The organism is Acidovorax sp. sif1233, assembly GCF_019218755.1.
Taxonomy (GTDB): domain Bacteria; phylum Pseudomonadota; class Gammaproteobacteria; order Burkholderiales; family Burkholderiaceae_C; genus Acidovorax.
Genome location: NZ_JAHUWZ010000001.1, coordinates 347,527 through 366,836, shown reverse-complemented (window position 1 = coordinate 366,836; position 19,310 = coordinate 347,527). Strand labels below are relative to the sequence as shown.

Below are 19,310 nucleotides of genomic sequence, written 5' to 3'. Positions count from 1 at the left end.
CCATGATGAAGAAGACCGCCTCCCGCCTTTCCAAACTTGGTGCAGCCGCGCTGCTCGCTGTGGGTGCCGCCGGCACCCTGCAGGCCCACGCGCAGGAAAAGTTCACCTACATGACCAACTGGTACGCGCAGGCCGAGCACGGCGGCTTCTACCAGGCGGTGGCCACGGGCCTGTACAAGAAGTACGGGCTGGACGTGACCATCAAGATGGGGGGCCCGCAGGTCAACATCGTGCAGATGATGGCGGCCGGCCAGGCCGAGTGCGTGATGGGATCGAGCGACCTGCAGATGATCCAGATGCGCGAGGGCGGTGTGCCCGTGACCACGGTGGCGGCGGTGTTTCAGAAAGACCCGCAGGTGCTCATCGCGCACGACGACGTGAAGAAGTTCGAGGACCTCAAGGGCAAGACCATCCTCATCGCCTCGTCGGCCCAGCGCGGCTACTGGCCCTGGCTGAAGGCCAAGTACGGCTTCAGCGATGCGCAGACACGGCCCTACACCTTCAACATCCAGCCCTTCGTGGCCGACAAGAACACCGCCCAGCAGGGCTACCTGACGTCCGAGCCCTTCGCCATCGCCAAGGCCGGTGTGAAGGCCAACACCCTGATGTTCAGCGACCAGGGCTACCCCGCCTATGCCACCACGGTGAGCTGCATGGACAAGACCGTCAAGGAGCGCGGCACCGCCGTCGCCTCCTTCGTGAAAGCCACCATGGAAGGCTGGAAGAGCTACCTGGCCGACCCGGCCCCGGCCAATGCCCTGATCAAAAAGGACAACCCCAACATGACCGACGAACAGCTGGCCTACAGCGTGGCCAAGCTCAAGGAGATGGGCATGGTGACGGGCGGCGACGCAGCCACCATGGGCATCGGCGTGATGACCGATGCGCGCGCCAAGGCGAGCTACGACTTCCTGGTGGAGGCCAAGCTGATCGATCCGGCCAAGGTGAAGCTGGCCGATACCTACACGACCTCCTTCACCAAAGACCTGAAGGTCATGCCCTGACCCTCGGATCGCCATTACTGCCCTGAAACAGCGCCCCGCTGCTTACGGCGGGGCGCATCCATCGAAAGGCGCGCACCATGACCCCCACCGCCCCCGCTGATTCCCCCACCCTGGCGCCCGCGCCGCGCAGCACCCCTGCCGTGCAGGTGCTGTCGGCCGAGAAGACCTACCCCAACGGCACGCAGGCCCTGCTGCCGGTGGACCTGACCATCGAAGAGGGCGAGTTCGTCACCCTGCTCGGCCCCTCGGGCTGCGGCAAGAGCACCTTGCTGAAGATGGTGGCCGGCCTGCTGGAGCCCACCGATGGCCGGCTGCAGCTGTGGCACAAGCCCGTGGCCCAGCTGGAGGAAAGCGGCAAGAAGATGGCCTTTGTCTTCCAGTCGCCCACGCTCATGCCCTGGGCCAGCGTGCAGACCAATGTACGCCTGCCGCTGGACCTGGCCGGCGTGCCGCGCCAGGAGGCCGATGCCCGCGTGGCCGAGGCGCTGGCCCTGGTGGGCCTGTCGAAGTTTGCCAACGCGCTGCCGCGGGCGCTTTCGGGCGGCATGCAGATGCGCGTCTCCATCGCGCGCGGTCTGGTAACCCAGCCCGACCTGCTGCTGATGGACGAGCCCTTCGGCGCGCTCGACGAGATCACGCGCCACAAGCTCGACGCCGACCTCTTGGACCTGTGGCGCAAGAAAAAACTCACCGTGATCTTCGTGACGCACTCGATCCACGAGGCGGTGTTCCTGTCGAGCCGCGTGGTGATGATGGCCGCGCGCCCCGGCCGCGTGGTGGAGGAGTTCCGCATCGACGCGCCCTACCCCCGAACGGCGGACTTCATGGTCTCGCCCGAATTCAGCCGCTATGCCAAGCAGCTGCAGGACAGCCTGCTGCGCGCCAGCGCAGACACCGAGGAGACCGCAGCATGAGCACCCCTTACCCTACTGCACCTGCAGCGCCCGCACCGGCAGAGCGCAGCGCGCAACCCGCCCGAGCCAAGGCGCCCAAGCCCGTCGCAGCGCGCGTTCCCCTCATGGCCCAACCGCGCGTGCAGCGCGTGGTCTACCCGCTGCTCGTGGGTCTGGTGCTCATCGCGCTGTGGCAGGGTCTGGTCACGGCCATGGAACTGCCGCCCTACCTGGTGCCCTCGCCCCTGCTCATGCTCAAGACGCTGTTCACCGACTGGGCGGCCCTGGGTGGCTCGCTCTGGGTCACCGTCAAGATCACCGTGCTGGCCTTTGCCGTGGCCACGGTGGCCGGGGTGCTGATCTCGTTCTTGTTCGTGCAGAGCAAGCGCATCGAGACGGCGCTGTTCCCGTACGCCGTACTGCTGCAGGTCACGCCCATCGTGGCGGTGGCGCCGCTGATCATCATCTGGGTGAAGGATCCGACGGCGTCGATGGTGATCTGCGCCGCGCTGGTGGCGCTGTTCCCCATCATCAGCAACACCACGCTGGGCCTGCGCAGCGTGGAGCCGGACCTGCAAAGCTACTTCCAGCTCAACCGCGCCACGCGCATGCAGACCCTGCTGCGCCTGCGCATACCGAGCGCGCTGCCCTACTTCTTCGGCGGGCTGCGCATCTCCAGTGGGCTGGCGCTGATCGGCGCCGTGGTGGCCGAGTTCGTGGCGGGCACGGGCGGCCAGGGCGCGGGCCTGGCCTACCAGATCCTGCAGGCGGGCTTTCAGCTCAACATACCGCGCATGTTCGCCGCGCTGCTGCTGATATCGCTGACCGGCGTGGCGCTGTTCGCGCTGATGGCCTGGGGCACCCGCTTGGCCCTGGGCAGCTGGCACGCCAGCGAAAACTCGCACGACTGACCCTACCCCCCAACCGAACCGCATCCACTTTTTGACACCGCGCACGCGTGGTGGGGGCCGCGCATTGCCCGCCACCACCCGCCGCACAGACAGGCGAGACACATATGACCACCATAACCGCCCCCCAACTGCCCGAACAACTGCCCGGCCTGGACTGGATTGCCGACCCGCTGCGCGTGGGCCGCCTGTCGCAGGACTTCGCCTGGTTCAGCCCCGTGCTCAAGCGCGACCTGGCCGGCAAGCGCGGCGACGTGGCCGTGCGCCCGCGCACCGAGGATGAGATCCGCCAGGTGGTGGCGGCCTGTGCGCGCGCGCAGATCCCCCTCACCGTGCGCGGCAGCGGCACCGGCAACTACGGACAAAGCACCCCGCTGCATGGCGGGGTGATCCTGGACCTGTCGGGCTACAACGGCTTTGGCTGGGTGCGCGGCGCCGTGGGCCGGGCGCAGGCGGGCATCCGCCTGTCGGACTTCGACGCGCAGGCCAAGCCCCTGGGGCAGGAGCTGCGCTGGCTGCCCTCCACCTACCGCAGCGCCACGCTGGGCGGGCTGTTCGGCGGCGGCTTTGGCGGCGCTGGCTCCATCAACCACGGGCCGCTGGCCGCGCCGGGCAACGTGCTGGCCGTGCGCGCCATGACGGTGGAGCCCGAGCCCCAGGTCATCGAGCTGCGCGGCCCCGAAGCCATGCTGCTGCACCACACCTACGGCACCAACGGCATCGTGCTGGAGCTGGAGGTGGCGCTGACCCCCGCCGTGGCGTGGACGGAGTGCATCGTCACCTTCACCGACTTCGAGGCCGCGCTGGAATTCGCCGACCGCTTTGGCGCCGCACCGGGGCTGGAGAAAAAGGAGGTGTGCTTTCTGGCCGCGCCCATCCCGGCCTACTTCACCAGCCTGGCCGAGCACCTGCCCACAGGCTGCCACGCGGTGATGCTGCTGGTGGCCCCGCATTCCGAAGACGGCATGCGCGACATGGCCACCCGGTCCGGCGGCACCGTCAGCTACCGCAAGACCGCCGACGAAGTGGAAAAGAGCCACAAGACCCTGCTCGAATACACCTGGAACCACACCACCCTGCATGCGCTGAAGGTGGACAAGACGCTCACCTACATCCAGAGCGGCTTCAACCCCGCCACCCGGCTGGAGCAGGTGAAGGCGCTGGAAAAGGCCCTCGGCGGCGAGGTGATGATGCACCTGGAGTTCCTGCGCACCAAGGAAGGCGCCTTCAACTGCAGCGGGCTGCAGCTCATCCGCTACAGCACCGAAGAGCGCCTGAACCAGATCATGCAGATCTACCGCGACCACGGCGTGCAGATCAACAACCCGCATGTGTACATCGTGGAGGACGGCAAGCAGAACAACCTGGATCCTGCCGTGGTGGGCACGAAGCGCCGCTTCGATCCGCAGGGCTTGCTCAACCCCGGCAAGCTGCGCAGTTGGACCTCCCTGTAGTGACGGGGGTTTTCTGCCATCGCCAATCCATCTGGTGGCGCCTTCCGATGGCCAGGGCGAAGCAAACGTAGGAACCGGCGCATGGGCGTGATGCCGGCCCCCGTGTCGGTGGGCGCGCACCTGCAAAAGACCCATGGACTGGTGCAGGTGGGCACCAGCCCCGACGCGCAGGAGCAGTTCCACCTGATCTACGGCGCGCGCAAGGTGATGCACCCGCTGCTCACGCGCCTGCTGGAGGCCGAAAAAAGCGGAATGCTATTGAATCAATAGCTGTTTGCGCTTATTGGAAAAGCGCTGGAGGCCAGTTTCATTCAAACCCCCAGGCGCCGCCGCCCACGCCAGCCCAGGGCGCCCAGCAGCGCCGACAGCAGCAGCACGCCCCACTCCGACAGCGTGGGGATGGCCTGCGCACCCACTACGGGTGGCGCGGCAAACAGCAGCATCGCGTGCGGGTCGGTGATCGCGCCCGGCGTGGTGGTGTCGCCGTCGCCCACGCCGTTGTCCGTCACGGTGAAGGTCAGCCGGTTACCCGCCACGCTACCGTGAGGGAACCACGTGGACGCCGGGGCGCCCACGCTGGCGGGGCCGAACTTGTGGGGCTGCAGGCCCGCCAGGCTGCCTGCGGGGTAGTCCATCTGCACCGTCAGCGTGGCGCCCGCGCAGCCCGTGGCGGCAAAGCGCAGCACGCCCAGCGGGGCCGTGGCGTTGGCGGGCAGGTTGTCGCCTGCGGTGGCAGCGCTCAACGCGAGGCTGCCCACCACGCAGCCCGCCGGGCCGCCGCTGATGCCCACCACCACCTGCTGCCCCATGCCGCCGCCGGGCAGCGGCAGGCTGACCGGGCTCACGGTGTGCGTGATGCCCGCCAGGGCGCCCGTGTTGTTGGCGTCGCCGCCGTAGCTGGCGGTGATGGCCTGCGTGCCCATGGGCAGGGTGTTCACGGCGCAGACGGCCGCGCCGCCGACGAGGGGCGCGGCCGCGCACAGCGGCACGCCGCCTGCGCTGAACGCCACCGTGCCCGTGGGGCTGTCCGCCCCGGACAGCGTGGCGGTGAAGGTGACGCTGGCACCTCCGGGGCTGGGGTTGGCGCTGGCGGCCAGGGCCAGCGCGGGCGTGGCATGGGTGCTTGTCGGCAGCGCATCGGACACCATGCCGTTGACGAACACGCGCAGCGCGTAGCGGCCACGCGGCAACACGCCCGGCGCGGCCACGTCCACCGTGGTGGCCGACGATGCCGTGGGCGTGAGCCAGCGCGTGGCGCCGTTGTCCAGCCGCCGCAGCTGCACCAGCGGCAGCGGCGTGGGCGATGCGCCCGTGCCACCGCCGCTGGCCTCGCTGTCGCCGTGCAGACGCAAGCCGCCCAGGGTGAAGGCGGTACCGTCCACCAAGCGGGCCGGGCCGCTGGCAAGCTGGGGCACGCGGGCCGCTGGCACGGTGCCTCCAGCGGGGTCATAGCGTTCGGCACTGGCCAAATTGCCACCGGAACCAATGCCGCCCGCGGCCAGCACGTGGCCCGAAGGCAGCAGCACGCTGGCGTGCTGCGCACGGCCCGTGATCAGCGGTGGCGTGCTGGCCCAGGTGTTGGCAGCGGGGTCGTACAGCTGGCTGCCGCTCCGTGCCCCGCTGAGGTAGCCCCCAACCAACAGCACCTGGCCGCCGGGCAGCAGCATGGCCGTTGGATCGCTGCCGCCGGTACCTGAGGCCAGCGTACCCGCGGGCGACCAGGTGCCGGTCGCCGGGTCGTACAGCTCGGCGGTCAGCTCGGCGGTGGGGCTGTTGAAGGGGCCGGTGGCGCCGCCCGCCACCAGCACCTTGCCCGAGGGCAGCAGGGTCGCGGTGTGGTCGCTGCGCGGGATGGCCAGCGCGCCCGTGGCGGTCCAGGTGTCTGATTGGGGGTCGTAGATCTCCGCGAGGGCGGTGCGGCCACCGTTGGTGAACCCGCCCGCCACCAGCACGCGCCCATCGGGCAGCATCACGCTGCTGCCAAAGTAGTGCCGGACCGAGAGCATCGGCGCGCGCAATGCCCAGGTGTCGGTCGCGGGGTCGTAGAGCTCCACGGTGTTGCTGGATGGGCCTGTCCCGTTGGCCCCGCCGACCACCAGCACCTTGCCCGACGCCAGCAGCGCGGCGCCCCCGCCTCTGTGTGCGGCGTTCATGGGGCCGGTGGCCGTCCAGGTGTTGGTGTTCTCGTCGTAGCGCTCGGCGCTGGCACCTGTGCCGCTGGCCACCAGCAACTGGCCGGACGCCAGCAAGGTCAGGGTGGGCATTTCGCGGCTGGTGAGGTGGTTGGCGGCAGGGCTCCAGCTGTTGCCCACGGGGTCATACAGCCGTGCGGAGGTCGACAAACTGGTAATCGCCAACACCTTGCCTGACGGCAGCAGCGAGGCCCGCGTGACGCTGCCCCCCATGCCCATGCTGCCCGCCGCGCTCCACGCGCCGCTGGCGGGGGTGTAGACCTCCGTGCTGGCCAGAAGCGGGCCGGCGCCGGCGCCAGCCACGGCGAGCACCGTGCCATCGGGCAGCACCGTGGCCGTGTGGTAGAGGCGCGGGCTGGCCAGCGCGGGGGCCGCAGTCCAGCTGTTGGTGCCGGGGTTGAACAACTCGGCGCTGCCGAGCAGCCCATGGATCAAGTTGGAGCCTGCCGCGACCAGCACCGTGCCGTCGGGCAGCAGGCTGGCCGTGTGGCTGAAGCGCCCCGTGGTCAGCGGGCTGACGGCGGTCCAGGTGCCGGCACCGGGGTCGTACAGCTCGGCCTGGGCCAGGGCCAGGGCCAGGCTGTCGGCTCCGCCCACCACAAGGACCTGGCCGCTAGGCAGCAAGGTGGCTGTGTGGTCATAGCGCGCGGTGGCCAGCGTATTGCCGACGGTGGTCCAGGTGCCCAGGGCGGGGTCGTAGAGTTCGGCGCTATTCAAAGCGGCGCTGCCATTGGCCGTGCCCCCTGCGACGAGCACCTTGCCATCGGGCAGCAAGGTGGCCGTATGTTCAAAACGCGGCTGGGCCAGGGCGCCGGTGTCGGACCAGGCGCCCAAGCCGCCGTTCGCGGCGGGGTCGAAGAGCTCCGCCGGGCTGGTGGCTGGGCCGGGGGGCCATCCCCCCGCCACGAGTACCTTGCCATTGGCCAACAGCGTGGCGGTGGCTTCGCGGCGGGCATGGCCCAGGGCGCCAGCGGCGGCCCAGGTGCCAGTGGCGGGGTCATACAGCTCGGCACTGGCCAGGACAGCGCCATCCATGCCTCCCGCCACCAGCACCTTGCCGCTGGGCAGCAACGTGGCGGTGTGGCCTTGGCGCGCCGCAGCCATGGCGCCCGTGGCCGCCCAGGCGCCGGTGGCAGGGTCGTACAGTTCGGCGCTGGCGGTGCGCGCGTTGCCTGCCACTTGCCCACCGGCCACCAGCACCTTGCCATTGGGCAGCACGGTGGTGCTGTGGTCGCTGCGCGCGGCAGCCAGGCTGGCACCGCTGGCCCAGCCCACAGCCTGCGCCTGCGCGGCGCCCGCCTGGAGCAGCAGCCAGCCCCCCAGCAGCCAGGCCAGACACAAGGCGGCACGGTGGCGCGCGGACAGCAGGTTTCTTGGCATGTTTTGACCTCCGGCGCTTATCCATTCAGCGCAAGCAGCTATTGTTTTGATAGTTCTTCAGCCATGCGCCTGCGCACAGGCGAGTGGTGCGCGCGATGCTGCCATCGCGCCGGGCCGTTGTCTGTCCTCAGAACTGATGACATCACACAGCTCACCATAATATGGGCGCGGCGCCCCGTCATGTGCACGATCGCAGTCGTCACGAACCCGGGGGGGCAGTCAACGAGGTGGAAGCCACGGGAAGGCAACCAAGGAAAAGACAGAGGACAACCTTCGGTTCACGACGGCGCATGGTTGCTCTGGGTCGACACGCGCCGGTGCTCACACACCAAACCGGTCACTCGCACCGGTATCCCCGTCGGCAACGATCGAACGCCCGGTCTCGGCGGAGCAGTGGCCGTCGGTGCGGCTGCCCGTCGATTGACCGCTCAATACCGAAGCCGTCGCTCAGGTTGTCGACGCGAATGACTTGGTACAGCCTGCAGCTGACCTTGAAATACGACCGCAGTGGTCAATGGCAAAGTGTGTTATTGCTCACTTCCAGTTCAAGCCTCTGTGACTGGTGCTCAGCTAGATGGCGCTCATGCGAGGTGCTCCTCAGGTTCACGGTCGCGGGTGCCGAAATCTAAAGTTGAATGGCGGAACAACGAAAGTAGAGTGGCGTTCCGCACCGGTCTTCGTTGACAGCCGAAATGTGCGCGGCGTCTTGAAACCGCCACAAATGCCCGTATCATTAGCACTCACCACAGACGAGTGCTAACACCGCACCGCCTGCCGGAAATTTCGCAGCGCCTGGTCCCCCGGGTGCTGGTAAGTCAGCTTTTTTTCACTGAAAACAGGAGCAATGCAATGAACCTTCGCCCTCTGCACGATCGCGTGATCGTCAAGCGTATCGAAAGCGAAACCACGACCGCCTCCGGCATCGTGATCCCTGACAACGCCGCTGAAAAGCCCGATCAAGGTGAAGTGCTGGCCGTTGGCCCCGGCAAGAAGAACGACAAGGGCGAACTGATCGCCCTGAACGTGAAGGTCGGCGACCGCGTTCTGTTCGGCAAGTACTCGGGCCAGACCGTCAAGGTCAAGGGCGACGAACTGCTGGTCATGAAGGAAGACGACCTGTTCGCAGTCGTCGAGAAGTAATCCTTTCTCCTTCGGTTTACTCACTTTTTCATAGCTGCCAGCGCTTTACCAATAAGCGCTAGAAGCATTTTTGATTCAAATCTTGTAGGAGCCAAACATGGCAGCAAAAGACGTAGTTTTCGGCGGCGAAGCCCGCGCACGCATGGTTGAAGGCGTGAACATCCTGGCCAACGCGGTCAAGGTGACCCTGGGCCCCAAGGGCCGCAATGTGGTGCTGGAGCGCTCGTTCGGCGCCCCCACCGTGACCAAGGACGGTGTGTCCGTGGCCAAGGAAATCGAACTCAAGGACAAGCTGCAGAACATGGGCGCCCAGCTCGTGAAGGAAGTGGCCTCCAAGACCAGCGACAACGCTGGTGACGGCACCACCACCGCCACCGTGCTGGCACAAGCCATCGTGCGCGAAGGCTTCAAATACGTGGCCGCCGGCATCAACCCGATGGACCTCAAGCGCGGTATCGACAAGGCCGTGACGGCCCTGGTCGCCGAGCTGAAGAAGGCTTCCAAGCCCACGACCACCTCCAAGGAAATCGCCCAGGTGGGCTCGATCTCCGCCAACTCCGACGAAACCATCGGCAAGCTGATCGCTGACGCCATGGACAAGGTCGGCAAGGAAGGCGTGATCACCGTGGAAGACGGCAAGTCCCTCGACTCCGAACTGGACGTCGTGGAAGGCATGCAATTCGACCGCGGCTACCTGTCGCCCTACTTCATCAACAACCCAGAAAAGCAATCCGCGATTCTGGACAATCCCTTCGTGCTGCTGTTCGACAAGAAGATCAGCAACATCCGCGACCTGCTGCCCACGCTGGAGCAAGTGGCCAAGGCCGGCCGTCCGCTGCTGATCATTGCCGAAGAAGTCGAAGGCGAAGCCCTGGCTACCTTGGTCGTGAACACGATCCGCGGCATCCTGAAGGTCGTGGCCGTCAAGGCTCCAGGCTTTGGCGACCGCCGCAAGGCCATGCTGGAAGACATCGCCATCCTGACGGGCGGCAAGGTCATCGCTGAAGAAGTGGGCCTGACCCTCGAGAAGGTGACCCTGGCCGACCTGGGCCAGGCCAAGCGCATCGAAGTGGGCAAGGAAAACACCATCATCATCGACGGCGCCGGTGCTGCGGGTGACATCGAAGCCCGCGTCAAGCAAGTGCGCGTGCAGATCGAGGAAGCCACGTCCGACTACGACCGCGAAAAGCTGCAAGAGCGTGTGGCCAAGCTGGCCGGCGGTGTGGCCGTGATCAAGGTCGGCGCTGCCACCGAAGTCGAAATGAAGGAAAAGAAGGCCCGCGTGGAAGACGCACTGCACGCAACGCGCGCAGCTGTGGAAGAAGGCGTTGTGGCCGGTGGTGGCGTGGCCCTGCTGCGTGCCAAGCAAGCTGTCGGTGACTCGATCAAGGGTGACAACGCTGACCAGGAAGCCGGTATCAAGCTGGTGCTCAAGGCCATCGAAGCGCCCCTGCGCGAAATCGTGAACAACGCCGGCGGCGAAGCCTCGGTGGTGGTGAACGCTGTGTTGGCCGGCAAGGGCAACTACGGCTTCAACGCATCGAACGACACGTACGGCGACATGCTCGAACTGGGCATCCTGGACCCCACGAAGGTCACCCGCACGGCCCTGCAGAACGCTGCCTCCGTGGCATCGCTGCTGCTGACGACCGAAGCCATGGTTGCAGAAGCACCCAAGGACGAGGCTGGTGCTGGCGGCGGCATGCCCGACATGGGCGGCATGGGTGGCATGGGCGGCATGGGCATGTAATGGCCGGCCGCTCCGGGTGGAACCCAGGTTCTGCCCGGTAGCCCACAAAAAACCCCGCAGGTCGCAAGACCCGCGGGGTTTTTTACTTGGAACACGTGAAGCACGTCGTGGCGCGGGCCGCTCTTTCGACATTTGTATCGCGATTCACTGCACCGCGCCAACCCAGAGCAAAGGGCCCGGCCTTCGCATGGGCACTGTCCCGTGCCAGTGCCGCCGTGCAAGGGCCGCCCCGCTGCATGGGCGGCGTCCCCCTCGGGGAAGACGCGAAGCGGCTCAGGGGGTTAAAACCTATACGTCGCGCTCAGCACCACGTTGCGGCGCGTGGCCCACCAGCAGTCACCGCGCGACAGGCAGGTGCTCATGTACTTCTTGTCGGCGAGGTTGCTGATGTTGAGGGCATAGCGCCAGTCCTGGGTGTCGTAGGCCAGCAGCGCATCGACCACCCCGGCGGACGGAACCTCGGGGCCGGTGCCGTCGCGGAACGACGACAGCCAGCGGTAGCCCGCGCCCGCCGAGAAGCCGCGCACACCGCCGATGGAAAAGCGGTACACGCCCCACACGGCGGCCTGGTGGCGGGGAAGCCCTTCCAGCAGGGGATCGACGTCCGTGTAGTTGTAATGGGCCGTCAGGTCGAAGGCCGTGGCCACGCGGGCCTTGTACTCCAGCTCCAGGCCCTTGTTGCGGGTCTGGCCCACCTGCAGCGAGTTGTCGGGGTTGGTCGGGTCGGCCACCTTCTGGTTCTTTTCCTTGAGGTCGTACACCGCCGCCGTGAATTGCGTGGAGCTGCCCGCGGGCGCGTACTTCACCCCCACCTCGATCTGCTCGCCCTGCAGCGGCTTGAAGCGCTGGCCATAGGCGTTGGTGCCGCTCACGGGGCTGAAGGACTCTGCGTAGCTGATGTAGGGCGTCCAGCCCCCGGCCAGCTGGTACATCACGCCCAGGCGCTTGGTGGTGTCGCTCGTGCGGTCATCCGGCTGGCCCGCCAGGCCGTTCACGGCGCGGTCGTGGCGCAGGCCGGCGATGAAGATCCACGGGCCCCACTTCATCTGGTCCTGCACATACAGGCCGCTTTGGCGCTGCACGTTCTCGGGCCTGGCGATGAGCGTGGGGTTCAGGCGGTGGCCGTACACCGGCGCATAGGCGTCGATGGGCGTGTTGTAGGCATCGTCCGCCTCGTTCTTGTTCTCGGTCTGCCGGTTCCAGTCCACGCCCAGCAACAGCTGGTGGCTCAGCGCGCCGGTGGTGAGGTTGCCCTGCAGGTGGGTGTCGACCGCGGCCATGCGCGTGCGCGTGATGTTCTTGCCGTAGATGCGGCCCGTCAGGCGCTGGTTCACGGGGTCCCAGCCGAACCCGCCGGGGACCGTGAAGAAATCGGCGTAGTGGTAACCACCGCGGTTCTCGTTGCGCGCCAGGCGCAGGTTCTGGCGCACCGTCCAGGCATCGTTGAAACGGTGCTCGAACAGGTAGCCGATGGATTCGCGGTCGCTGTCGTAGTAGTCGCCGGGCTCGCCGATGAAGCGGTTGATGGGCAGCATGCCATTGGGGTTGGGCAGCAGCGTGCCCGACCAGGGCAGGAACTGCGCCGTGCTGCCCGTGCGGTCCTGCTGCCAATGGGCCTGCAGGGTGAGCGACGTGGCGGCATTGGGCCGCCAGGCGAGCGAGGGCGCGATCAGGCGCCGGTCGTTCTGCACGTAATCGGTCTGCGTGTCCGCATCGCGCGCCACGGCCACCAGGCGGTACGACCATTCGCCGTCCTGGGTGAGCGGGCCGGTCAGGTCGGCCTGCAGCTGCTTGCGGTTCCAGCTGCCGATCTGCACGCCCACCTCGCGCTGCGCCTCTTGCAGGGGGCGCTTGCTCACCATGTTGACCACGCCGGCCACCGTGCCTGCGCCGAACAGCATGCCCGAAGGGCCGCGCAGCACCTCGAGGCGCTCCAGCGCGTAGGGCTCGGCGGGGGTGCTGCTGGTGTACCAGTTGTAGTTCTGGCGCAGCCCGTCGAGGTAGGTGTCTGGCGAGCTGCCGCGCACGCGCACGCTGTCGGAACGGCTGTCAAGGCCGTAGGCGTCGCTGCGCACGCCCGCCGCGTACAGCAGCGCCTCCTGGAACGTGGTGGCCCCCTGGTCCACCAGCTGGTCGCGGGTGACCACGGTGACGGACTGCGGGGTTTCCGACAGCGGCGTGTCGGTCTTGGTGGCGGTGGCTGCATTGCGCGCGCGGTACCCCACCACCGGGCCGGTGGCCGTCTCCTTCTCCGCGCTGGCGTCTACGCGCACCTCGGACAGCGTGGCCGCCGCGCCCTGTGCCGCCGCCCAGGTGGGGGCCAAACCGAAGGCCAGCGCGATGCCCATGCAGACCGCCGTCTGCCGATGTTGGATTGCCATGATTTTTCAGAATGGAAGCAAGAATGATTACCATTTTAAAAATCAAAGCAGCCTCCTGGACGGATCCGGCGCGGGATGTCGTACAACGACAACATCCCTGGTCCCCGATTTTTTCCCGAATTCATCAAATTTAATAGCAGCTCGCGCTTGTATATCAAGCGCCAGGGCCACTTTTTATTAACTATCCGGTCGGCGGCCTTCCTCCAGAAAAACCAGGGCGATGCCCATGTGCCCAAAAGTGCGGCCCCAACAAAAAAGCCCGCCGGCCGTAAGGCAAGCGGGCTTCGCGGGTTGCAGGCCAGGCGGGCCTGCCTGGGGCGGGATCAGCCCTCGCTGGGCTGCACCCACCAGTAGATCAGCACCAGCACACCGATGCCGGTCAGGGTCAGCAACTGCCACCAGCCCGAGCGGCCGATGTCATGCAGGCGGCGCGCGCCCACGGCCAGCCCGGGCAGCACCAGCGCGAGGGAGACGATGCCGGAGATCACGTCGCCCAGGAAGCTGGCGACCACCATCACCGCGACCTGGAACAGAAAGAACCACCAGAACTCGGAGCGCACGGCGCGACCCGAGAAACCCGCGTACTGCGTCAGGCAGCTTTTGACAGCCGAAACAAAATCCATACAGAACTCCCTCTCTTTGAAACGTGAAGCCGTTGTGGCAGGGCCAAGCCCCGCGCCATGATAGGGGCGCACAGGGCATCCAGTCCACACATCCCACCACCCCATCGGCGGCCCCACGCCCGGCAGCCGGGCCACAGGGCAAATTTTGCTTCTTTTTTTATAGCTTGCAGCGCTTGCCGGATAAGCGCTGACGGCCTATTTGAGCATGAATCCTGGTGCTCACGCGGCCTTGCGCAACGCATGCGTGTCGCGCGCCAGCTGCGTGATGCGCGCCCAGTCGCCCGCACGCACGGCGTCGGCGGGCGTCAGCCACGAGCCGCCCACGCAGCGGACGTTGGGCAGCGCCAGGTAGTTGGACGCGGTGGCCTGGGTGATGCCCCCCGTGGGGCAGAAGCTCACCTGGCCGAACGGGCTGGCCCAGGACTTGAGCAGCGGGATGCCGCCCGCGGCCTCCGCCGGGAACAGCTTGAGGAACGAAAACCCGTCCGCCAAGGCCGCCATGATCTCGCTGGACGTGGCCACGCCCGGCAGCAGTGGCAGGTTGAGCCCCTTGCAGGCGCTGCCCACCTCGGACGTGTAGCCAGGGCTCACGGCAAAACGCGCCCCGGCCTCGCTGGCGCGCCGCGCATCGTCGGCGTTGAGCACCGTGCCCACGCCCACCACCGCTTCGGGCAACTGGCGCGCGATGGCGGCGATGGCGGGCAGGCCGGCGGCGGTGCGCAGCGTCACCTCCAGCACCTTCACGCCACCAGCCAGCAAGGCCTCGGCCAGGGGCAGCGCGTCTTCCACGCGGTCGATCACGATGACGGGAATGACCGGGCCATGGCTGGCGATGTCGAGAGGATTCATGGGTTTGTGCTCCTTGGTGTGTTCGGTGTCGGATGCCGCAAGCGGCCTACAAAACTAGCGCGGCGCGATGCCAGTGCACCCGTGGAACGGGCTTTGCCAGGCCACCGGGTGCGTCCCCCTCCCGCGCAGGGAGGGAGGAGGAAGCCGCGCAGCGACTCAGGGGGTGCATCCTGCTACAGCCATGTGCAGGCGCCTTGTTCCGCACCGCCCGCGTGGCGGCGGAAGTTGGTGAAGAGTTCGCGGCCGAAGCCGGTGGCGGGGGGCGCGGTGTAGGGCGCCAGGGGGCGGGCGGCCCAGGTGGCCTCATCGACCAGCACATCCAGCGTGCCGGCCACGGCATCCACCCGCACGATGTCGCCGTCCAGCACCTTGGCCAGCGGGCCGCCGGCCAGCGCCTCGGGCGTGACGTGGATGGCGGCGGGCACCTTGCCCGACGCGCCGCTCATGCGGCCGTCCGTCACCAGCGCCACCTTGAAGCCCTGGTTCTGCAGCACCGCCAGCGGCGGGGTGAGCTTGTGCAGCTCGGGCATGCCGTTGGCCTGCGGGCCCTGAAAGCGCACCACGGCCACCATGTCCTGCTGCACCTCGCCCGCGCTGAACGCGGCCAGCAAGGCCTCCTGCGAATCGAACACGCGCGCGGGCGCCTCGATGACGTGGCGGTCTTCGGGCACGGCCGAGACCTTGATCACCGCGCGGCCCAGGCGCCCCTGCAGCAGGCGCAGGCCGCCCGTGGGGGAAAACGGATGGGACACCGGGCGCAGCACGGTCTCGTCGCCCGACACCGCCGGTGCGCCCTGCCCGCCCGCGGCGATGCCGCCCGCGTTCACACTGCCCACGCCCGGGTGCATGAAGCCCCCTTGCAGCAGTTCGCGCAGGATCCACGCGGGCCCGCCCGCGGCCTGGAACTGGTTCACGTCGGCATCGCCATTGGGGTACACGCGGGCCAGCAGCGGCACGGCGGACGACAGCTCGTCAAAGTCCGACCAGTCGATCAGGATGCCCGCGCTGCGCGCAATGGCCACCCAGTGGATCAGGTGGTTGGTGGAGCCCCCCGTGGCCAGCAAGGCCGCCATGGCATTGACGATGCAGCGCTCGTCCACCATCCGCCCGATGGGCGTGAAGCGCTGGCCGCGCTTGCCGATGTCGAGCACGGTGCGCACGGCCTGGCGCGTGAAGGCTTCGCGCTCCTCGGTGCCGGGCGGTGCAAAGGCCGCGCCGGGCACGTGCAGGCCCATGGCCTCGAGCAGCATCTGGTTGCTGTTGGCCGTGCCGTAGAAAGTGCAGGTGCCAGGGCTGTGGTACGCGGCGGACTCGGCCTTGAGCAGTTCGTCGCGCCCCACCAGCCCTTGCGCGTACTGCTCGCGCACCTTGGACTTGTCCTTGTTCGACAGCCCCGTGCCCATGGGGCCCGCGGGCACGAACACGCAGGGCAGATGCCCGTAGTGCAGCGCGCCGATGAGCAAGCCGGGCACGATCTTGTCGCACACGCCCAGCAGCAGCACGCCGTCGAACACATCGTGGGACAGCGCTACCGCAGTGGCCATGGCAATGGCGTCCCGGGAGAACAGGGACAACTCCATGCCGGGCGTGCCCTGCGTCACGCCATCGCACATGGCGGGCACTCCGCCCGCCACCTGCGCGGTGGCGCCGTGGCGCGCGGCCTCGTCACGCAGGATGGCGGGGTAACTCTGGTACGGCTGGTGGGCCGACAGCATGTCGTTGTAGGCCGTGACGACGCCGATGTTGGGCGCCTTCTCCACGGTGACCTTGAATTTTTCGGCGCCGGGCAGGGCCGCGTAGGCATGGGCCAGGTTGGCGCAGCCCATGCGGTCTTGCGCGGGCTTGCGGGCGATCATGGCCTCGACGCCGGCCAGATAGGCGGCGCGGGTGTCCTTGCTGCGCTCGATGATGCGGGCCGTCACGCGCGCTACGACTGAATGCATGGGATGCTCCATCGGTGGGTTGGGCCTGGGCACCTGTTCCGGGGCAGGCCACTGTTTGAGGCCCTAGAATGTAACTCGATAACCATCCCATTTCAACCCATGACCTTGCAGTGCCTGCCCCTTGCACCCTCCGAACTGGGCGAATCGCCGTTCTGGCACCCCGAGGAAAAATGCCTCTATTGGTGTGACATACAGGGACTGGCGGTGCACGCCTGGACCCCGGGGGACGGCCGCCACCGGCAATGGAAGACCCCCAGCGAACCCGGCTGCTGCGCGCCCGCCGCCGACAAAAAAATAGTAATCGGGTTACGGGACGGCTTTTACCTGCTGGACACCACCACCGGCGCGTTCACCCTGCTGGCCCTGCTGCCCCCCGACCGACACGACACCCGCGTGCTGCGCCTGAACGATGGTCGCTGCGATGCGGCGGGCCGGTTCTGGGCGGGGTCGGTCATCAGCCCGCGCACGGCCCCCGACGCCGCGCTCTGGCGCCTGGAGGTGGCCGAGGGTGGTTACCGCGTGCACTACATGGCGGGCGACAACTTCACCGCCAACGGCCTCGCGTTCAGCCCCGACAACCGGTATCTGTACTGGTCCAACACCCCGGAGCACCGCATCGACCGGTTTGACTTCGATGTGGCGACGGGCGCCATCGCCAACCGACAGCCCTGGGTGCAGTTCGGCCGCAAGGTGGAAGGCCAGCCCTACGGCGGCCGGCCGGATGGCGCGGCGGTGGATGTGGAGGGCAACTACTGGGTGGCGATGTACGAGGGGGCGTGTGTGCTGCAGCTGTCTCCAGCGGGGCAAGTGCTGCAGCGCATTGAAGTGCCAGTGCAGTGCCCGACCATGGTGTGTTTTGGAGGGGCGGATTTGCGGACGCTGTACATCACGTCGGCGCGGGCGGGAAGGCCGGTGGAGGAACAGGAGGCGGCGATTCCTGCGGGGTCGCTCTTGAGCGTACGGGTCACGGTAACCGGTCTTCCGGTGAACCGCTTCAAGGCCTGAACCGGGCAGGCAAAGGCGCGCGGGGCGGGGCCTCGCGGCACATTGCCCATTCAAAGTTGAGCGCAGTAGACGTCGCGGCGGCTGAACTTACCGGGTGAGCACCGGGCGGGGGCCAGCGCGACTTTTCAACCCTTGCTCCCAGTCCGTCCGCCGCGTCCGCATCAGGATCAGCACACCCAGAACCGTTCCAATGGGGAATGCAAAAAGCAGCAGGATTCCGAGAGTTCGCGATAAATTCCGACCCCACAAATGGCCGGAGCGGACACCACGCAATGCGGCGCAATGAAGCACGAAAGGCGTGCCGAAGATGCCCGCAAGAATCAACACACCGCTTCCACTCGCGTTGTCACCGGCCAAGTAAATGACGCAAAGCAGCGCCGCGCCGATGCCGTAGAAGATTGACAGCCCGAAGTGGATTCGGGCGAGCGACCTGTTCATGAACTGCTCCTTTTGGCGGGATCGTTCCTGTGCACCATACCCGCCCCGCCATGCATGCGCCGCCGCAGCCGCGTGCGGTGCCAGCCGAGGCGACGAAGCCCACCCACGGCTCAATCACCCGTTTTCATCGCCCCCAGCACGTCATAACACGCCCCCATGTTGTGATAGTCCACCTTCCCCGCGTTGCTCTTCTCGCGCGTGTGGTTGCGGTTGGCACCGTCGAGGACGCGAAACCACGCGCCGTGGTCGTGGTCCACGAAGTGCTCCCAGCAATACGCCCAGATTCGGTCGTACCAGTCCCAATAGCGCTCGTCGCCCGTGCGCACAGCCAGCACCGCCGCAGCCGCCATGCTCTCGGCCTGCACCCAGTGGTATTTGCCGTCGTCGCAGATGCTGCCGTCGGGCGCCATGCCGTAGACGATGCCGCCGTGCACGGCATCCCAGCCCTTCTCCAGCGCTGTGTCGAAGAGGAAGCGCGCGCAGGGCAGATGCCAGTCCGCCGGCGCCAGGGCGTCCAGTTGCAGCAGCAGCTTGGCCCATTCGGTCTGGTGGCCGATCTGGTAGCCCCAGGGGCGGAAGATGTTGCTGCGGTCGTGGCGGTTGTAGTCCCAGTCCACCGACCAGTCGGCGTGGTAGTGCTCCCACACCCAGCCCTCGGCAGCAGGGGCCGAGGTGCGGTCCGACAACGCGGCCTGGCGCTGGCAGATGCCCTGCGCGAGCTGTTCGGCGCGCTGGATATAGCGCTGCTCGCCGGTGGCGCGAAAAGCCGAGATCATGGCCTCACAGGCGTGCATGTTGGCGTTCTGGCCCCGGTAGTCCGCCAGCACCCAGTCGGGCGACGCCTCATCGGCGTACAAGCCCTGCGCGGGCTGCCAGAAGTGCTGCCCGGCGGTGTCGAAGGCCTCGGCCAGCCAGCCGCGTGCCTCGGGCACTCCGGCCTCCAATGCCCGTGCATAGGCCAGCATCACGAACGCCATGCCGTAGCAATGCCGCGTGCCATCCAGCACCGTGGCACGGCCGCCCTGCCAGTCGATGAGCCAGGCGTAGCCGCCGGTGGCGGGGTCGAGGAACGCAGTGCGCAGAAACTGCAGCGCGTGCACCATGCCGCTCTGATAGCGCGCCTCGCCCGTGGTGCGGTAGAGCATGGCATGGGTGACCACAAAACGCGTGGCGCTGACCAGGTGGCGGGTGCGCGTGTCGTACACCGTGCCGTCGTCCAGGAAGAAGTGGTACATGCCGCCGCTCGCGTCGGTGGCCACGGGCTCGTAGAACGCCATGGTCTGGCGGATGTGCGCGCGCAGGAAGTCGGCGGACCGGAAATCCGGCCGGGGTGCGGTCATGGTGTCTCCT

14 protein-coding genes and 1 pseudogene are annotated in these 19,310 nt (G+C 67.4%); 8 read left to right on the top strand and 7 right to left on the bottom strand.

Annotated elements, in window-relative coordinates:
* Positions 1-5 precede the first annotated feature (5 nt).
* The 5 genes and pseudogenes from KW843_RS01635 to KW843_RS01615 form a co-directional block, all read left to right on the top strand.
* On the top strand, positions 6-1,004 hold the full coding sequence (locus tag KW843_RS01635; protein ID WP_218294393.1) for an ABC transporter substrate-binding protein: 999 nt from the start codon (positions 6-8) through the stop codon (positions 1,002-1,004).
* A 77-nt stretch (positions 1,005-1,081) separates the two neighbouring features.
* On the top strand, positions 1,082-1,918 hold the full coding sequence (locus tag KW843_RS01630) for an ABC transporter ATP-binding protein (protein WP_218293352.1): 837 nt from the start codon (positions 1,082-1,084) through the stop codon (positions 1,916-1,918).
* Positions 1,915-2,808, top strand: a complete 894-nt coding sequence (locus KW843_RS01625) for an ABC transporter permease (RefSeq protein ID WP_218293351.1) — start codon at positions 1,915-1,917, stop codon at positions 2,806-2,808. The genes KW843_RS01630 and KW843_RS01625 overlap by 4 nt, the downstream gene beginning before the upstream one ends.
* A 104-nt stretch (positions 2,809-2,912) precedes the next feature.
* A complete protein-coding gene (locus KW843_RS01620) occupies positions 2,913-4,259 on the top strand; it encodes an FAD-binding oxidoreductase (RefSeq protein ID WP_218293350.1) in 1,347 nt (448 codons plus the stop codon).
* An 81-nt stretch (positions 4,260-4,340) separates the two neighbouring features.
* Positions 4,341-4,529 (top strand): annotated as a pseudogene (locus KW843_RS01615) (LysR family transcriptional regulator); the annotation flags it as partial.
* Between the two features lie 41 nt (positions 4,530-4,570).
* Here KW843_RS01615 and KW843_RS01610 read toward each other — a convergent pair.
* Positions 4,571-7,831, bottom strand: coding sequence for an IPTL-CTERM sorting domain-containing protein (locus KW843_RS01610; protein WP_218293349.1), 3,261 nt, complete (start codon positions 7,829-7,831; stop codon positions 4,571-4,573).
* Between the two features lie 849 nt (positions 7,832-8,680).
* Here KW843_RS01610 and KW843_RS01605 point away from each other — a divergent pair.
* Positions 8,681-8,971, top strand: a complete 291-nt coding sequence (locus tag KW843_RS01605; protein ID WP_005799501.1) for a co-chaperone GroES — start codon at positions 8,681-8,683, stop codon at positions 8,969-8,971.
* Between the two features lie 97 nt (positions 8,972-9,068).
* A complete protein-coding gene (gene groL / locus KW843_RS01600) occupies positions 9,069-10,721 on the top strand; it encodes a chaperonin GroEL (RefSeq protein WP_010462232.1) in 1,653 nt (550 codons plus the stop codon).
* 281 nt (positions 10,722-11,002) lie between these two features.
* Here groL and KW843_RS01595 read toward each other — a convergent pair whose 3' ends face one another.
* The 4 genes from KW843_RS01595 to edd all read right to left on the bottom strand — a co-directional run bounded on the left by KW843_RS01595 (position 11,003) and on the right by edd (position 16,517).
* Entirely contained in the window at positions 11,003-13,102 is a 2,100-nt protein-coding gene (locus KW843_RS01595) for a TonB-dependent siderophore receptor (RefSeq protein ID WP_255594489.1), read from the bottom strand.
* 323 nt (positions 13,103-13,425) lie between these two features.
* Entirely contained in the window at positions 13,426-13,725 is a 300-nt protein-coding gene (locus tag KW843_RS01590; RefSeq protein ID WP_218293348.1) for a DUF805 domain-containing protein, read from the bottom strand.
* Positions 13,726-13,944: 219 nt separating this feature from the next.
* Entirely contained in the window at positions 13,945-14,574 is a 630-nt protein-coding gene (gene eda, locus KW843_RS01585) for a bifunctional 4-hydroxy-2-oxoglutarate aldolase/2-dehydro-3-deoxy-phosphogluconate aldolase (RefSeq protein ID WP_218293347.1), read from the bottom strand.
* A gap of 173 nt (positions 14,575-14,747) precedes the next feature.
* A complete protein-coding gene (gene edd / locus KW843_RS01580) occupies positions 14,748-16,517 on the bottom strand; it encodes a phosphogluconate dehydratase (protein WP_218293346.1) in 1,770 nt (589 codons plus the stop codon).
* Positions 16,518-16,616: 99 nt separating this feature from the next.
* Between edd and KW843_RS01575 the strand changes: the two genes are divergently transcribed.
* Entirely contained in the window at positions 16,617-17,522 is a 906-nt protein-coding gene (locus KW843_RS01575; protein ID WP_218293345.1) for an SMP-30/gluconolactonase/LRE family protein, read from the top strand.
* An 87-nt stretch (positions 17,523-17,609) separates the two neighbouring features.
* Here KW843_RS01575 and KW843_RS01570 read toward each other — a convergent pair whose 3' ends face one another.
* On the bottom strand, positions 17,610-17,960 hold the full coding sequence (locus KW843_RS01570) for a hypothetical protein (RefSeq protein WP_218293344.1): 351 nt from the start codon (positions 17,958-17,960) through the stop codon (positions 17,610-17,612).
* A gap of 110 nt (positions 17,961-18,070) precedes the next feature.
* Complete coding sequence (locus KW843_RS01565; protein WP_218293343.1) at positions 18,071-19,300, bottom strand: AGE family epimerase/isomerase; 1,230 nt, start codon at positions 19,298-19,300, stop codon at positions 18,071-18,073.
* Positions 19,301-19,310: the final 10 nt, after the last annotated feature.

Excerpts from the sequence above, each read along its gene's own strand:
- KW843_RS01635 (WP_218294393.1), top strand. The coding sequence starts at position 6 with ATGAAGAAGACCGCCTCCCGCCTTTCCAAACTTGGTGCAGCCGCGCTG.
- KW843_RS01625 (WP_218293351.1), top strand. The coding sequence starts at position 1,915 with ATGAGCACCCCTTACCCTACTGCACCTGCAGCGCCCGCACCGGCAGAG.
- KW843_RS01590 (WP_218293348.1), bottom strand. The coding sequence starts at position 13,725 with ATGGATTTTGTTTCGGCTGTCAAAAGCTGCCTGACGCAGTACGCGGGT.
- KW843_RS01575 (WP_218293345.1), top strand. The coding sequence starts at position 16,617 with ATGACCTTGCAGTGCCTGCCCCTTGCACCCTCCGAACTGGGCGAATCG.
- edd (WP_218293346.1), bottom strand. The coding sequence starts at position 16,517 with ATGCATTCAGTCGTAGCGCGCGTGACGGCCCGCATCATCGAGCGCAGC.
- KW843_RS01610 (WP_218293349.1), bottom strand. The coding sequence starts at position 7,831 with ATGCCAAGAAACCTGCTGTCCGCGCGCCACCGTGCCGCCTTGTGTCTG.
- KW843_RS01595 (WP_255594489.1), bottom strand. The coding sequence starts at position 13,102 with ATGGCAATCCAACATCGGCAGACGGCGGTCTGCATGGGCATCGCGCTG.
- eda (WP_218293347.1), bottom strand. The coding sequence starts at position 14,574 with ATGAATCCTCTCGACATCGCCAGCCATGGCCCGGTCATTCCCGTCATC.
- KW843_RS01605 (WP_005799501.1), top strand. The coding sequence starts at position 8,681 with ATGAACCTTCGCCCTCTGCACGATCGCGTGATCGTCAAGCGTATCGAA.
- KW843_RS01570 (WP_218293344.1), bottom strand. The coding sequence starts at position 17,960 with ATGAACAGGTCGCTCGCCCGAATCCACTTCGGGCTGTCAATCTTCTAC.
- KW843_RS01565 (WP_218293343.1), bottom strand. The coding sequence starts at position 19,300 with ATGACCGCACCCCGGCCGGATTTCCGGTCCGCCGACTTCCTGCGCGCG.
- KW843_RS01630 (WP_218293352.1), top strand. The coding sequence starts at position 1,082 with ATGACCCCCACCGCCCCCGCTGATTCCCCCACCCTGGCGCCCGCGCCG.
- groL (WP_010462232.1), top strand. The coding sequence starts at position 9,069 with ATGGCAGCAAAAGACGTAGTTTTCGGCGGCGAAGCCCGCGCACGCATG.
- KW843_RS01620 (WP_218293350.1), top strand. The coding sequence starts at position 2,913 with ATGACCACCATAACCGCCCCCCAACTGCCCGAACAACTGCCCGGCCTG.